Source organism: Aquiflexum sp., assembly GCF_041751335.1.
In the GTDB taxonomy this organism is placed as follows: Bacteria; Bacteroidota; Bacteroidia; order Cytophagales; family Cyclobacteriaceae; genus Aquiflexum.
On the sequence record NZ_JBGSXS010000276.1, the window covers coordinates 1 to 14,683 of the forward strand.

Genomic DNA, 14,683 nt, shown 5'->3' on the forward strand with positions numbered 1-14,683 from the left:
AGTCTCAAAGACTAGGCGGCCCAGCGCAGGGGTCCCACCTCTTCCCATCCCGAACAGAGAAGTTAAGCCCTGCAGCGCCGATGGTACTGGGGTTACACCCGGGAGAGTAGGCCGCCGCCACATTATCAAAAAGCCAGCACATAATGCTGGCTTTTGGCGTTTTTAGCCTTATGGAAATCTAGATACAAAAGGATAAGACATTGATGGAAGTCTTTTCAATTTAAAGACCCGTTAACGGTCATCTTTCGTGTGGAAAGGTTAAATTGATTTAAAATGACATGACTGATTACGTTATTGGAACGGATTTTGGTAAAATATTAAGGGTTACTTCAAGCAACTTAATTTTACTTTTCTTTTGGCATAAAATGGGTTAAATTCGAGGCCCAATGGGAAAAGAATGAAATTTATCTTAAAACAAGACCAACTAATACATGAGAGTTATTTTCTTTTTGTTTCTGTTTTTTACTTTTTTTTCAGGAGCATATTCCCAAGACAAATTGGCGGATTATAAAAGAGCCAAGACCTTAATTGGGTATGGATATTACAAAGAAGCAATGGAACTTCTACGTCCCTTTATGGATGAAAGTGAATTTGGTGGGCTTTCGAATTATGCAAAGTACCATTTCTCTTTTTCAGCTTATCAAAATAATCAATTGGAACTGATGAAGTCAGTGTTACAGCCTTTGATTGAAAACAAAAATTTTGATAAGAAAGATGATGCTAAATACCTTCTTGCCATGGCCTACTTTAGAGAAGAAAGCTATGTAAGTGCCTTGCAGGAAATAGAAAGTATCAATGATCCCTCGATCTATAAGGAGGCTGAAAAAGCGAGTTATCAGTTTCTGCAAAAAGTTTCTGTCAGTTTTTTGGTTTCAAACTTAAGCAAATATCAAAAGAATGAAGGTTTTCTTTTGGCACTCAAAGACCAATTGGAAAAGCAGTCAATCATGTCTATTGATGAAAAAGCCGTCTATCAAAAATTAAGAACTATAGTCCCCGGAAATCAGTTTCCTCAAAATGCCGTTAATAGAAATTCTCAGGTTTTAGAGATCGCAATCATTCTTCCATTTAATTTTTCAGGAGGAAGAGATGTGAAAAACCTTAACTCAGGCAATTTTGTGTTTGAACTCTATCAAGGGATCGATTTTGCGCTAGAAGGATATAGAAATAATGGTATAAAAATAAATACCAAGACATTTGATACTCAAAGGAACATGTCAAATCTCCAAAGGATTTTGGAAGATCCATTTATGATGCAAGCAGATATGATTATTGGTCCGGTTTATCCAGATGAAACTGAAATATTAATGGCTTTTTCTGAAAAGTATGATATACCGTTTGTAAATCCTTTATCAAATATTGAAGATAAAAATACAAATTTGGAATTCTCCTATCTATTTAGACCATCTATTTCCTCATTAGGCAACGGTCTCATTGATTATATGCGTAAATTCATTGAAGGAAGAAATATTGCCTTGGCCTATTCCAACTCAACAAGAGATGAAAATTTAGCAAATTACATAGTTGAATCCAGTTCCCAGGTTGGTTACAAGGTGGTTAAAAGTACCCAAATAACAAACAAAAATTTAAATCAGTTTTTTGCAGATATAAGGTTGAAGAGAGACTCACAGTCCATAGCTGATGTTGTCATTATTCTTTCAGATGATCCAAATGTTGCTTCTTCAACTTTTGGGTTTATGGAATCCCAAAATGTAGCTACCCCGGTGGTAGTTTTGGATAGCTGGCTTTATTTTAATTTTGCCAGTTTTGAGATGCTTGGAAATCAAAATTTTGTTTTCCTTGGAAATAATACTTTAAATTTTGCTAGCGACGAATTGGATAAATTCAGAGATGACTTTTTTGAAAAACACCAAATTTATCCTTCATTCAATAGTCATTTGGGCTATGAATTAATATATTGGATTGTGGAAACTATAAATCCATCCAAGGGTTTTGATTTTAGAAAAAACCTAAACCAACTTGGATTTAGGTCAGGAAAAGTCACTTATGGGCTAGACTTTACCAATAGTTTTAATAACCGATATGTCCCGATACTGAAGTTGGAAAACGGGGTATTACAAACAAAATAAAATCAATTTCATGCAAATCAGTAACAGTCAATCTCTTTTTGAGAAAGCAAAAAACTATATACCGGGCGGAGTGAATTCTCCCGTTCGTGCTTTCAGGGCAGTTGGAGGGGATCCGATATTTATAAAAAAAGCTAGTGGGGCTTTAATCTATGATGAAGATGATAATGCCTACATCGAATTGATTAATAGTTGGGGACCCATGATTCTTGGACATAACCATCCGATGATCCGGGAAGCTGTCATCAAAGCCCTTGAAAATGGAACATCATTTGGGGCGCCTACTGCGAGGGAAGTGGAAATCGCAGAATTGATAACTCAGATGGTACCTTCTGTAGAAAAAGTACGGATGGTCAACTCAGGGACAGAAGCCACCATGTCTGCCATTCGGGTGGCAAGAGGATTTACCGGTAGGGATAAATTCATCAAAATGGAAGGACATTATCATGGTCATGGTGATTCCTTTTTGATTTCTGCAGGTTCCGGAGCAATTACAATGGGAAATCCAGATTCACCAGGTGTAACCAAGGGTACGGCGAAAGATACACTTTTAGCACCCTTCAATGATTTGGAAGCAATTGAAAAATTGGTTGATGCCAATAGGGGAGAAATAGCTGCATTGATATTGGAGCCTGTTCCAGGAAATATGGGGCTTGTTTTACCAAAAGGAGGGTATCTTGAAGGGTTAAGAAAAATCTGTGATCGAGAAGGAATCGTCCTGATTTTTGATGAGGTCATGACAGGTTTTAGATTGGCAAAAGGTGGTGCGCAGGAACTTTTTGGAGTAACACCTGACATGACCACACTAGGCAAAATTATCGGAGGAGGATTGCCGGTAGGTGCTTATGGAGGAAAAAAAGAAATCATGCAATTTGTATCTCCGGCAGGTCCTGTGTATCAAGCAGGCACGCTTTCAGGAAATCCGATTGCTATGGCAGCAGGATTGACCATGTTAAGATATTTGGACGAAAACCCCGAGGTTTATACTCAATTAAATGAAATCGGAGGAAAAATCGCCAATGGTATAAAAACCTCAGTTGAAAAATTAGGACTCAATTTTACGATCAACCACTTGGGTAGCATGTACAGCCTCTTTTTCACAGAACAAGAAGTGTATGATTTTGAATCGGCTAAACATTCTGATACAGTCCTTTTTGGAAAATATTTTCAGGCCATGCTCAAAAGGGGTATTTATCTTGCACCATCCCAGTTCGAGAGTCTTTTCCTATCTACTGCATTGACCGATGAACTAATAAAAAAGATCCTTCAAGCCAATGAAGAATCATTAAAAGAAATCCTTTAACGAATATTACAGAAGATATGGAATTGAAAGTTTACGGCATCAAGAATTGCAATACCATGAAAAAGACCTTTGATTTTCTCGAAGGCGAGGGGATAGTTTATGAATTCACTGACTATAAGAAAAGTGCTCCTGATGCTGGTTTATTGGTGAAGTTTGCAGATAAAGTTGGGTTTGAGAAGCTGATCAACAAAAAAGGCTTGACTTATAGAAAGCTGGATGGTGAAGAAAAAACTCAACTGGAATCCGAAGATTCAGCACTGGCATTGCTGAGCAAGAAAAGCAGCATGATCAAAAGACCCATATTGCAATTTCCTGATGGAGAAATCATGATGGGTTTCGACCCTGAAGCAATAAAAGAGAAAATTGACTCTATTGATAAGTAATGGAGTCTGTGGGAAGAACAGGCAATTTAAAATTCCCGAACATGACTTCAAAAGTAAATTCTTGTTGCTGTCCATTTTCCAAAGCAGCAGGTGTTTTATAAGCAAAAACTTTTTTAAGTTTTGGATGTTCATTTAGTAATTTCAGATTTAGCAGATTGACTTCTGATTCTGTGAGGTGAAGTTGATTCAGATGTTTGCATAGTTGTAAAAGCTCTAAACCGGTTCCGGTTATTTGTGTATTATTTAGTTTTAGAATGGACAGGTTTTCAAAATCTGTAAGCAATTCGAATACCTGATCGTTTACTTTTGTCCCACTCAGATCAAGGAAGACAATATGTTGACATATTTCTTGAAGATATTCCAAATCCATTTCACTGAATTCAGGGAAATTGACACAACTCACCTTTAAGAGTGATGAGCCTTCATTCAACGGTTCTATAAAAAATCCTTTTTCTCTAATTTGGGAAAGTTGGATGATCTCAACAGGAGGAAATTCTACCTTTGGATAAATCGATACCTCAGATTTGATGAAAAATGGCTCAACCATTTCCTCTTTAACTCCCGCCATTGCCAGATTCTTTTCAAAAGGTGCTCCCGATGCCAACCAAAATTTGACCAATTCCAGTTCTTCTTTTAGAGGTTGTTTCTTTTCCTTTGGGGGCATGTGGTCTTCATGATCTATTGGTAAAGTCATCCGGTGATACAATTGACCTTCTTCCCAGGAGGTCTTTGAAATTACTGATCCGTTTTTCCCTCCTTTAAGAATTGTTTCTTTAGATGTCAAAAGCAGACTTCCCTTGCTGTTTTTCTGATTATGGCAACTCCTGCAATTTTGATTGAATATTGGTTGAATGACATCCTCATAAAACAATGCGTCTTCCCATTGATCTTCATCCAATGCAATCGGATCAAACTCTTCATACCCACTCCATCCAAAAACTCTTTGAACCGGTTCAGGCAGTACCTCAATCAAATATTCCTCGCCATGGGTAAGACTGCCGCCCAAATGTCCGGTGGACATCAAGGATATAAGTAGCAATGCTGAATTTATATGAATTTTGGGGGTATTTAAAGATTTGTATTTTTTCACTTGAAAAAAAAGCAACAGGCAAATCAAAGCAGTAGACAAGCCCATAATCAAGTGATTCTGTACAGTCGAAAATGCGTAACCTTCCGAAGTATAAAGCAAGAGGCCACTGATACAAGCCAACACTGAAGTAATGCAGCTCCAAAGCAAAGCGATTTCTATTGCAGTTAAAAATGGTATTTTATCCTTGTTGGGATAATACATCAATATCAAAGCCATCAGGATAAAACCAATCGGCAAATGCACAATCAAAGGGTGAAATCTTCCAATCAGGGGAATGATAAACTCTAACATTTATTGGGCGTTAAGCTAAAATTTCTTTGATGATTTCTCCTTCCACATCAGTCAATCTAAATGGCCTGCCCTGAAATTCATGGGTAAATGTTTCATGGTCAAATCCCATTAAATGCAGGATGGTGGCATGAATATCATGTACGGAAACCCTTCCTTCAATCCCTGAGAAACCAAAATCATCGGTTAGTCCATGTGAGGCACCTTTTTTGATTCCTCCTCCAGCCATCCACATGCTAAATGCATCCACATGATGGTCACGGCCTTTGAATCCCATGGTTTTTCCTTCCCTGTTTTCCTGCATGGGCGTCCTTCCAAATTCCCCTCCCCAAATAACCAAAGTGTTTTCCAACAATCCCCTTTGTTTAAGATCCAGCAATAAGGCTGACATTGGCCTGTCTATTTCTTTACATTTATTCCTAAAGCCCAAATCAATCGCATTGGCCTTATCAGTGCCATGACTGTCCCAACCCCAATCATATAACTGTACAAACCTGACGCCCTTTTCGACCAGTTTTCTGGCCAACAAACAATTGTTGGCAAAGGACTCCTTTCCTGGTTCTGTTCCATATAAGGAATGGATGTAATCAGGTTCGTCATTGATATTCATTACCTCAGGGACTTCTATCTGCATCCTGTAGGCCATTTCATATTGGTTGATGCGCGCCAATATTTCGGGATCACCGTAGTGGTCAAATTCTTCCGAATTGACCTGATTGATTGAAGAAATAATGGATTTCTTAAGATCCCTTGAAATCCCTTTGGGATCTTCTAGGTATAAAACCGGGTCTCCTTTTGAACGACATTGTACGCCTTGATAAACAGAAGGAAGGAAACCACTTCCCCAAACACTTTTGCCAGCATCAGGTGTTTTTCCTCCTGAAGTCAACACCACAAAACCCGGTAGGTTTTGGTTTTCAGTACCCAAACCATAGGTGACCCAACTACCCAAACTCGGTCTTCCCAACCTCGGACTGCCGGTCTGCATAAATAGTTGTGCAGGACCATGATTGAACTGATCGGTATGGACTGCCTTTAGGAAAGCCACTTCATCTGCTACTTTTGAGAAATGAGGTAAGAAATCGGAAACCCAGGCTCCGGATTCACCATGTTGGGAAAAATTAGCCTGAGGGCCCATCAGATTTGGTACACCCCTGATAAAGGCAAACTTCCTACCTTCCAGTAATGACTCAGGACAAGGTTTGTTGTTATATTTTACCAGTTCCGGCTTATAATCAAACAATTCCAATTGGGAGGGGGCACCTGCCATGTGAAGGTAAATGATAGACTTTGACTTTGGTAAAAAAGGAGAAGGTAGGGGAGCAAGGGGGTTTAAATCCCGTTCGGACAAGCTTAATCCGTTAACTTTTTCTTTTGAACTTCCAAGACCACAGGAAAACAAAAGTGGAGCCAAAGCCAAACCACCTACCTTGCTCACACAATCCATCAGGAAATGTCTTCGGGTTTGCTTTTCAAGCCTTTGCTGCTCAAGCTCCGCCAAGAGGTGGTTTATGTTTTTCATGTCAGGGTTTGGTCAAGAATTCATCCAAGTTCAACAAAGCATTGGCAACTATGGTAAATGCAGCTAGTTCAGCGCTCTTTTCGTTCGCATCATCAGGTATCAATTCAGCCATTAATTCCGGTTTTTTCTGGTATTCAGAAAGGGCCTCATCGTATAAGGAATGAAAAATTGCGATTTTACTTGGGCTGATAGGGGATACCATACATAATTCATATCCAAAAGCGATTGCCTTTAAAGGGTCATCATTTGAATGTTTTTTCATTTTTTGACCCAAATGAAATGCAGCTTCCATAAAAACGGGATCGTTTAAAGTAACCAAAGCCTGCAAGGGTGTATTGGTCACAATCCTTTTACTGACACAGACTTCTCTGCTGCCTGCATCAAAGGTGATGAACGATGGGTAAGGACTGGTCCTCTTTAAAAAAGTATAGACTGCTCTTCGATGTTTATCTTCGCCTTCACTTAACTTCCATGATTCCCCGTTATAGACTGTTTCCCAGATTCCTTCTGGCTGAAAAGGCATCACCGGTGCCCCATACATTTCTTGGCTTAACAATCCCGAAACATATAAAGCTTGATCCCTGATCTGCTCTGAGCTCAACCTTATTCTTGGTCCACGGGCATACCATTTGTTTTTTGGATCTTGTTGGTATAGTTCAGGGGATAAGTTTGATTTTTGTCTGTAGGTCTTGGATAGTACTATGGTTTTGATAAGTTTTTTCATGCTCCAGTCCAATTCATTCATAAAATTATAGGATAAGAAATCCAATAATTCCGGATGAGAGGGTGCCTCTGATTGGGTTCCCATATCCTCAATGCTGCTGATCAATCCCCTTCCAAAAAGCTGATCCCAGATTCTGTTCACAAAAGTTCGGGAAGTTAGAGGATTTTCCCTATCAGTCAGCCAATATGCCAATCCAAGACGGTTATTTGGCCAGTCAGGATTCCATGAATTCAGAGCTTCGGGTGTTTTTGGGTTTACCTCCTCCCCATGAAGCAGCCAATTTCCCCTTTCAAACACATGGGTTTTCCTTTGCATTAAAGAAGGGTTTTCAATCATGATGGGCAGCGTAGGGACCTTGCTGTTCAAAACTGAATTGAAACGATCATTAATTTCTTTGTAACCTTCTTTTTCTTTTCCTGGAAGACTGTTTACAAAAGCAAACCAAGTGATGGCACTTGTGGATTGTTGTGGGGACGCTTTTGGATTTTCTACTTTAATATAAAGGTCAACTGGAATCGGTATTTTTTTGAACGGAAAGGATTTAGTGACATTTGATGTTTTATCAATAATAAACTGGCTTAGGATTTCTCCTTCAGGGCCACCATTTCTGATGGTCAATTTAGTTCCGTTTAAACCCGAATTGTAGTGCATCAATAGTTGATCCGCACCTTGTGTATCCACATTGCGCAAATAACAGGAACCATCATGCCATAGCCCCAGCCATTTGGTATCAATCAGTTCGCCGTTAACAAAATCTTCACAAAGATGGGCATGATACTTTGGTTCTCTGAAATTGAAAAAATCAGTAAGTGCTTCAGCTTGCTTTTTACTGCCATTGGAATTTGCCCAGCTTAAAACTGAAGCAATTTTTTCACGGTCTTCTTCTTCATAAAATCTCAGTTTGGGTTCCTCATCATGTGTATCTTCATCCCTTGTGTTGTTAAAAAAAGCGCTTAACTGAAAATATTCTTCATGTCTGAAAGGGTCATAAGGATGACTGTGGCATTGAACACATGCCATTGTCGTACTCTGCCAGACCTCAAAGGTAGTATTAACCCTGTCCAAGACAGCAGCGACCCGGAATTCTTCATCTTCGGTTCCACCTTCATCATTATTCATCGTATTTCGGTGAAAAGCTGTGGCTATCATCTGATCCTGTGTAGGATTTGGTAATAGGTCTCCTGCCAATTGCTCGATGGTGAATTCGTCAAAGGGTTTGTCATCATTAAATGCCTTGATTACCCAATCCCGATATTTCCACATCGTCCGTGAAACATCCCTTTCGTAGCCTTTGGTGTCTGCATATCTGGCTAAATCCAACCACCATGAAGCCCATTTTTCCCCAAATGAAGGTGAATCCAAAAGTCTATCAACTAACTGTTCATAAGTGATTTTACCTGTCAACCAATCATTCTGCAAAGCTTCTGTTGGCGGTAATCCGGTAATGTCCAAAGAAACCCGTCTCAACAACTTTCGGGAATCTTCATCCTCGGAAAATGAAAGTTTGTTTTCCTTTTGTTTTTCATGTATAAAAAAATCTATTCCCTGATATTTCTTTTTGGAATCCGAAAATCCAGCCTGTTGGCTTACCCAATTGACTGTTGGTTTTAGGACAGGATTATAGGCCCAATGTTTGCCCCATTTGGCTCCCTGTTTAATCCATTTGTGCAAGGTTTTGATTTCTTCATCTGTGAGTGATGCCCTATGATAAGGCATTCTCATTTCAGAGTCTTCCTCGTGCAGCCGTTTGATCAGTTCACTGTTTTTTGGATCTCCAGGAATGATGGCCGCTACACCTGACTTGGTAAGGGCAAGGGCTTCCTCCTCAAACAACACGCTGAACCCACCATTTTTCTTGACTCCTCCATGACAGGAAATACAGTGTTTATTCAAAATGGGTTTCACCTCCGTGCTGAAATCTACCTGCTCTGATTGTCTGAAAATCAGAATCCCGGCAACAAGCAGAACCATTGCAGCAGTCAATAAACCTGTAATTTTCCTTTTTGGCATAAACATCAATCTAAGCCCTTCAAATTAAATAATTTATGGAAAGGAAGCAAGTGGGGAGGTACAAGGTAGGTTTAGTGAACCGCAAAAGGGACAAAAGGGAACAAAAGGTTTAATTCCGTCAGGAATGGCCGATATTATAACTCGGGATCACAGAAACTAATAGCTTTTCTATCCGATAAAATTATTAGTTTTAATCAGCTAGGGCACTCTGCAAGAGTGGCTCTAGCTGATTAAAACGAATAAGAAGGCAAATGCTTCAAAATATCCCCAGTCATATTTTCAAGGTCAAAGTCATGTTTCCAGCCCCAATGCTCCCTTGCTTTGGAATCATCAATGGTATCCGGCCAAGAGTCCGCGATGACCTGCCTGAAATCAGGTTTGTAACTGATAGTGAAATCAGGGTAATGGGTTTTGATGCTTTCGAATATTTCTTTTGGGGAAAAACTCATCGCCGAAAGGTTGTAGCTGGACCTGATCAGTACTTTTTCTTTGGGTGAATGCATCAGGTCCAAAGTTGCTTTGATGGCATCAGGCATGTACATCATAGGCAGGTATGAATCCTCGCTGAGAAAAGAAACAAAATGGGCTCCGGCTATTGCTTTGTGGTAAATATCCACAGCATAGTCAGTAGTTCCACCACCAGGAAGTGATTTATAGCCAATCAGACCGGGATATCTTAAACTTCTCACATCTACCCCAAACTTCTGAAAATAATATTCACACCATCTTTCTCCGGCCTGTTTGGAAATGCCATAGACAGTATTGGGTTCTTTGACACAATATTGAGGCGTATTGACTTTTGGGGTGTTTGGACCAAAAACGGCGATGGAAGAGGGCCAATAGATTTTGTCCAGTTTTTCTTCTTTGGCAAGTTCTAAGATAAAAAGTAAGCTCTCCATATTGAGATGCCAGGCAAAAAGGGGATTCTGTTCTCCGGTAGCGGATAGGACAGCGGCCAAGTGGTAAATCTGCTTGACATTTTCATCTTTCACGAGTTTTCTCACGGCATCCTTATCCATCACATCCAAAACTGATGTTCTGCAAAAATTCAGTTTTTCAAGTGATTGGGGATTGATGTCGGTGGCAATGGTGTTGTCTCCGCCGTAAATATTTGCCAAAGCCTGCGTCAGTTCCGAACCCAATTGTCCGGCTGCACCAATAATTAGAACTCTCTCCATATTTAAAATTACTATCTACGGGTCTCACAGGACCATAGATGTTTTTGATTATATTTGGGACTGAATGGCGCAAAAATAGTGATTTCAATGAATGAATTTCACTTTATTTCCATTAGTGTTTTTTCTTTTACAATCAATATCCATAAAAAATGTACGATACCCTAAAACCCAAATTAGAAAAAGAGTTGAAAGAAATTGTTGATGCGGGACTTTTCAAAAAAGAGCGTGTCATCACTTCTCCCCAAGCTGCGGAGATTACCATTGCAGGAGGTCAAAAAGTTTTGAACTTCTGTGCCAACAATTACCTGGGGCTTTCTTCACATCCCAAAGTCATCGAAGCCGCCAAGAATGCCATTGATTCTCATGGTTTCGGATTGTCCTCGGTGAGGTTTATCTGTGGTACTCAGGATATCCATAAGGAATTGGAAGCCAAGATTTCCAAATTTCTCGGCATGGAGGATACCATATTATATGCAGCGGCTTTTGATGCCAATGGGGGAGTTTTCGAACCGCTTTTCGGACCTGAGGATGCCATCATATCGGATGCGCTGAACCATGCCTCCATCATCGATGGGGTCAGGTTATGCAAGGCCATGCGGTTCCGCTATCAGCACAATGACATGGAAGACCTTGAAGAACAATTGAAGGATGCGGTAGCCAAAGGTGCCCAACAAAAGATAATTGTAACAGACGGCGTTTTTTCCATGGATGGCACCATTGCCCAATTGGATAAAATAGTTGCATTGGCTGAGAAATACGATGCCCTGGTAATGTCGGATGAATGTCATTCAACCGGATTTATGGGCAAGACAGGCAGAGGTGTTCATGAATATAGGAATGTGATGGGCAGGGTTGACATTATCACCGGAACCTTAGGTAAAGCCCTGGGAGGAGCTTCGGGCGGTTTTACTTCAGGTAGAAAAGAAATTGTTGAACTGCTGAGACAAAGGTCAAGACCATATCTTTTTTCCAATACTTTGGCACCCTCTATCACAGGAGCTTCGATTGCAGTTTTTGACCTGCTATCAGAGACTACGGAACTGAGGGACAAGCTGGAAGAAAACACCACATACTTCCGGGCAAAGATGACCGAAGCGGGATTTGATATCAAGCCGGGTGAACATGCCATTGTACCGATCATGTTGTATGATGCAGTCCTTTCCCAAAAAATGGCAGAGAAATTACTCGAAAAAGGAATCTATGTGATCGGCTTCTATTTCCCTGTGGTACCAAAGGGTCAGGCAAGAATCCGTGTGCAGATTTCTGCAGGACATGACAGACATCACTTAGATCAGGCGATTGAAGCTTTCGTGGAAGTTGGGAAGGAATTGGGGGTGATTGAATAGAATAAAAAACCCGTGCCATGCTTTGGGTGTCTTGGGACGGGTTTTCTAACCTTAAGCATTTGTTAGGTTTTCGATTGGTGCTTTTTTTTTGCTCTTTCTTTCTTTACCGATTCGATCAGTTCCTCCAAATCCTTTTCAGTAGCGATTGACTTGGAGGTCAATTCCTTGGGGAAGTTTGTACTGCCTTTGTAGATGATCCAAAGGGATTTTTTTTGTATCAAAATCAAGATGTTTTTTCAAAGCCTATTTTTTTGAATTCAATTTTCTAAGGGATAAAGTCACAAATCCCTCTTAAATCAACAGGATTCCATTTCATTTCGCATTGGCGTAAACTCCTAAATAGGAAAATGGGGGGCATTGGAACCGGATAGCAACAATGAATTATTTACCACCGAAGTACCGTCACCCGACTTGATACACCTGTAGAACAATTAACCGCAAGAATTGAAGAAGGTCCTGCTGATGGTGCCACGGTGTATTTTGAATGGAGCGATGTTCAGTTGGCTATTCCCGATAGCGAGGAAGCCGGAGATGTAGGGGGAGGGTCTTTAAAGCCATGAAAAATCAGAAACCAAAAAGTGCTGCAAAAGACTTTCCTGTCGTTTGCGTAGGCGGTTCGGCGGGTGGTCTTGATGCTTATACCGGCTTACTGAAGAATATGCCCGCGGATATGGGTGTTGCTATCGTTATCGTGAATCATTTGAGGACTGTAGCCACCCTATTCCATGAGATTCTCCCACGATATACAAAGATGCCGGTTGAACTCATCACTGAAAGACTGGACGTCCAGCCTAACCATGTGTTTATAATTCCGGAACAGCGTGATTTGCATGTACAGGATGATGAGTTCCGCTTAAAGCCTATATCAAAACCTAGGGGATGGCCCGACGTTATTACGGCTTTTCTGCGATCCCTTACCCAACATTGGGACGGTAAACTTATAGCTGTCATTGTCTCAGGCTATGATGGTGATGGGGCAGATGCGCTGTGCGGGATAAAGGAAGTCGGGGGCATTACCATCGCGCAAAAGCCCGACACTGCCAGTCAACCAGATATGCCTAAGAGTGCCATAGCAAGCGGTTGTATAGATTTTATTCTGTCTCCTGAGGATATTGCCCAAGAAATTGTTCGGATTGCGCATGCTGACAAAGGAGAACGGTAATAAATTTTAAGCTATTACCCTTTGAGGGTGAAATATGGTTTTGTGAAAGTGAGGTATATGCGTCAGGACACTCACATGGGCTCATCCAATAATCCAATCACTTCGTTTTTTAATTTAAGAAGATGGTTTATTACAATGCTCCAAATTAAGTCATCAGATATTTTATCATATCCATGAATAATCCGGTTACGGGTAGCAATAATTTTTCCGGTATTTTCAAGTTTGAAGTTTTTATCCTTTTTAAGAATTCGATTAACAGCTTCACCTATTATTTCCAAATTCCTCTCAATAGCTCTCTTAGTTTTGATATCAGTAATGTAATCCTTAAAAATTCTTGGCTTGTCATCGTAGTAGCTATCAATTTCATTTATTGATTGTAAGATATCATAAAGCCAAGTTTTTATCTCATCATCCATATATCAAACGTTTTGAAGCATCAATCGATTTTCTCAAATAAGGATTATTTACTGCTTTATCCTCCAATAGATCTATCTTCCTTTTGAGTAATTTTTCCATTGATGTTTTAAAATCAAAATAATTGTCAGCGTAGTCGTAGAGGTCAACTCCTGAGAAATCCACCAATAAATCTATATCGCTTGATTTTTTAAAATTATCAGTCAGAACAGAACCGAATACAAACAAACTTGCCACTTTATGCTTATTACATAAATCACTGATCTTATCCAAGTTTTTTTCTATTATGCTCATACCCAAAAATACTATTTTTTATAATTCTATTGAAAAATATTATTTTGTTAGGGGTCTAAGGTTGGCACACAATTTCAAATACGTAATTTTCCAACCAAGGAGGGAATTGCTGTTTATTGTTCATATAGTGTTTATCAATGTAATTTTTCGGTTCTTGTCTTGAATTGAAGAAACTGTGAAATTTCCTAAAATTAAAATGCTTGTGTGATTGAGACACTCACATGGGAAGAAATTGAAAGAAAAAAATTATATTCGTCTTATGACAGATATGGATATTTATATAAAATTGACAACCTTACCTGATGATATGAAAAAAGAGGTGGACAATTTTATTGACTTCCTTAAATCAAAGTCTATTTCCAAGGGAAAGGTAAAAAAGCAACGAAAAGCGGGACTGGCAAAAGGGCTTATTCAGATGAAAGAAGGATTTGATGAGCCTTTGGATGATTTTAAAGATTATATGTAATTCGATACTGGAATTTCAGCATCGCCCGATTCTTCCAACTTCCCCCTAGATTTTATTTTTTGACCTCTCATAAGTCTGATTTTATAGTTATTTTTCACTGTTCCATTCATAAAAAACCAAAAAATACCCAGAACAAGGTATGGTATCTCAAAAGTTAATTTGGGATATTGTGGAAGGATATTTTAGAAATAGACGCCATAGAATATAATTGATGGCGCTATTGAAGGATATTTTGAGTATATACGCCATTGGTGGCGTATATTATTTGTTACCTACAAACCCAATCAATTCACGCATCTAAATCATGACAATTATAGAAACCACTGCCAAGTTCACTCTGATAATTTTTGGCATTTTCTTTATTGTGGCAGGATTTATCATGTTGTTGAAGCCATCCGCTGCAAGGAACACGCTAA

The 14,683-nt window shown here is 39.6% G+C and carries 13 protein-coding genes and 1 rRNA gene; 7 read left to right on the top strand and 7 right to left on the bottom strand.

What is annotated here, in order from left to right; all coding sequences use genetic code 11:
* The first annotated feature begins 11 nt into the window (after positions 1 to 11).
* The 4 genes from rrf (at position 12) to ACEW8U_RS15540 (ending at position 3,773) form a co-directional block, all read left to right on the top strand.
* A 5S ribosomal RNA gene (gene rrf, locus ACEW8U_RS15525) occupies positions 12 to 123 on the top strand.
* A 308-nt stretch (positions 124 to 431) separates the two neighbouring features.
* Positions 432 to 2,090: an ABC transporter substrate-binding protein gene (locus ACEW8U_RS15530; RefSeq protein WP_373522968.1), complete on the top strand. Its 1,659-nt coding sequence runs from the start codon at positions 432 to 434 to the stop codon at positions 2,088 to 2,090.
* Positions 2,091 to 2,100: 10 nt separating this feature from the next.
* Entirely contained in the window at positions 2,101 to 3,390 is a 1,290-nt protein-coding gene (hemL, locus tag ACEW8U_RS15535) for a glutamate-1-semialdehyde 2,1-aminomutase (protein ID WP_373522969.1), read from the top strand.
* Between the two features lie 17 nt (positions 3,391 to 3,407).
* Positions 3,408 to 3,773 carry a Spx/MgsR family RNA polymerase-binding regulatory protein gene (locus tag ACEW8U_RS15540; RefSeq protein WP_373522970.1) on the top strand — a complete coding sequence of 122 codons (366 nt, stop codon included), beginning with the start codon at positions 3,408 to 3,410 and terminating at the stop codon, positions 3,771 to 3,773.
* Here ACEW8U_RS15540 and ACEW8U_RS15545 read toward each other — a convergent pair.
* From ACEW8U_RS15545 to ACEW8U_RS15560, 4 genes are all read right to left on the bottom strand, one after another.
* Positions 3,760 to 5,154 (bottom strand): c-type cytochrome domain-containing protein, encoded by a 1,395-nt coding sequence (locus tag ACEW8U_RS15545; protein ID WP_373522971.1) that lies wholly within the window; start codon positions 5,152 to 5,154, stop codon positions 3,760 to 3,762. The two genes, ACEW8U_RS15540 and ACEW8U_RS15545, sit on opposite strands and share 14 nt — an antisense overlap.
* Before the next feature lie 10 nt (positions 5,155 to 5,164).
* Positions 5,165 to 6,673, bottom strand: coding sequence for a DUF1501 domain-containing protein (locus ACEW8U_RS15550; RefSeq protein WP_373522972.1), 1,509 nt, complete (start codon positions 6,671 to 6,673; stop codon positions 5,165 to 5,167).
* 1 nt (position 6,674) lies between these two features.
* Positions 6,675 to 9,407 (bottom strand): DUF1553 domain-containing protein, encoded by a 2,733-nt coding sequence (locus tag ACEW8U_RS15555; RefSeq protein WP_373522973.1) that lies wholly within the window; start codon positions 9,405 to 9,407, stop codon positions 6,675 to 6,677.
* A gap of 230 nt (positions 9,408 to 9,637) precedes the next feature.
* Positions 9,638 to 10,585 carry an NAD-dependent epimerase/dehydratase family protein gene (locus ACEW8U_RS15560; protein ID WP_373522974.1) on the bottom strand — a complete coding sequence of 316 codons (948 nt, stop codon included), beginning with the start codon at positions 10,583 to 10,585 and terminating at the stop codon, positions 9,638 to 9,640.
* Between the two features lie 149 nt (positions 10,586 to 10,734).
* On the opposite strand from ACEW8U_RS15560, the gene kbl reads away from it, so the two are divergent.
* The gene (gene kbl / locus ACEW8U_RS15565; protein WP_373522975.1) at positions 10,735 to 11,931 is read left to right on the top strand and encodes a glycine C-acetyltransferase; all 1,197 of its coding nucleotides are present in this window, start codon (positions 10,735 to 10,737) and stop codon (positions 11,929 to 11,931) included.
* Between the two features lie 62 nt (positions 11,932 to 11,993).
* Here kbl and ACEW8U_RS15570 read toward each other — a convergent pair whose 3' ends face one another.
* Complete coding sequence (locus tag ACEW8U_RS15570; protein ID WP_373522976.1) at positions 11,994 to 12,152, bottom strand: hypothetical protein; 159 nt, start codon at positions 12,150 to 12,152, stop codon at positions 11,994 to 11,996.
* A 335-nt stretch (positions 12,153 to 12,487) separates the two neighbouring features.
* Here ACEW8U_RS15570 and ACEW8U_RS15575 point away from each other — a divergent pair, with 335 nt between their 5' ends.
* Complete coding sequence (locus tag ACEW8U_RS15575) at positions 12,488 to 13,093, top strand: chemotaxis protein CheB (RefSeq protein WP_373522977.1); 606 nt, start codon at positions 12,488 to 12,490, stop codon at positions 13,091 to 13,093.
* A gap of 71 nt (positions 13,094 to 13,164) precedes the next feature.
* Here the strand turns inward: ACEW8U_RS15575 and ACEW8U_RS15580 are convergent, their stop codons facing one another.
* On the bottom strand, positions 13,165 to 13,509 hold the full coding sequence (locus tag ACEW8U_RS15580) for a DUF86 domain-containing protein (RefSeq protein ID WP_373522978.1): 345 nt from the start codon (positions 13,507 to 13,509) through the stop codon (positions 13,165 to 13,167).
* Positions 13,502 to 13,801, bottom strand: coding sequence for a nucleotidyltransferase family protein (locus ACEW8U_RS15585; RefSeq protein WP_373522979.1), 300 nt, complete (start codon positions 13,799 to 13,801; stop codon positions 13,502 to 13,504). Before ACEW8U_RS15585 ends, ACEW8U_RS15580 begins: the two co-directional genes overlap by 8 nt.
* Positions 13,802 to 14,033: 232 nt before the next feature.
* On the opposite strand from ACEW8U_RS15585, the gene ACEW8U_RS15590 reads away from it, so the two are divergent.
* Positions 14,034 to 14,267: a DUF2281 domain-containing protein gene (locus tag ACEW8U_RS15590; RefSeq protein WP_373522980.1), complete on the top strand. Its 234-nt coding sequence runs from the start codon at positions 14,034 to 14,036 to the stop codon at positions 14,265 to 14,267.
* Positions 14,268 to 14,683: the final 416 nt, after the last annotated feature.

Excerpts from the sequence above, each read along its gene's own strand:
- ACEW8U_RS15585 (WP_373522979.1), bottom strand. The coding sequence starts at position 13,801 with ATGAGCATAATAGAAAAAAACTTGGATAAGATCAGTGATTTATGTAAT.
- ACEW8U_RS15550 (WP_373522972.1), bottom strand. The coding sequence starts at position 6,673 with ATGAAAAACATAAACCACCTCTTGGCGGAGCTTGAGCAGCAAAGGCTT.
- ACEW8U_RS15555 (WP_373522973.1), bottom strand. The coding sequence starts at position 9,407 with ATGCCAAAAAGGAAAATTACAGGTTTATTGACTGCTGCAATGGTTCTG.
- ACEW8U_RS15540 (WP_373522970.1), top strand. The coding sequence starts at position 3,408 with ATGGAATTGAAAGTTTACGGCATCAAGAATTGCAATACCATGAAAAAG.
- ACEW8U_RS15580 (WP_373522978.1), bottom strand. The coding sequence starts at position 13,509 with ATGGATGATGAGATAAAAACTTGGCTTTATGATATCTTACAATCAATA.
- kbl (WP_373522975.1), top strand. The coding sequence starts at position 10,735 with ATGTACGATACCCTAAAACCCAAATTAGAAAAAGAGTTGAAAGAAATT.
- ACEW8U_RS15530 (WP_373522968.1), top strand. The coding sequence starts at position 432 with ATGAGAGTTATTTTCTTTTTGTTTCTGTTTTTTACTTTTTTTTCAGGA.
- ACEW8U_RS15560 (WP_373522974.1), bottom strand. The coding sequence starts at position 10,585 with ATGGAGAGAGTTCTAATTATTGGTGCAGCCGGACAATTGGGTTCGGAA.
- hemL (WP_373522969.1), top strand. The coding sequence starts at position 2,101 with ATGCAAATCAGTAACAGTCAATCTCTTTTTGAGAAAGCAAAAAACTAT.
- ACEW8U_RS15575 (WP_373522977.1), top strand. The coding sequence starts at position 12,488 with ATGAAAAATCAGAAACCAAAAAGTGCTGCAAAAGACTTTCCTGTCGTT.
- ACEW8U_RS15545 (WP_373522971.1), bottom strand. The coding sequence starts at position 5,154 with ATGTTAGAGTTTATCATTCCCCTGATTGGAAGATTTCACCCTTTGATT.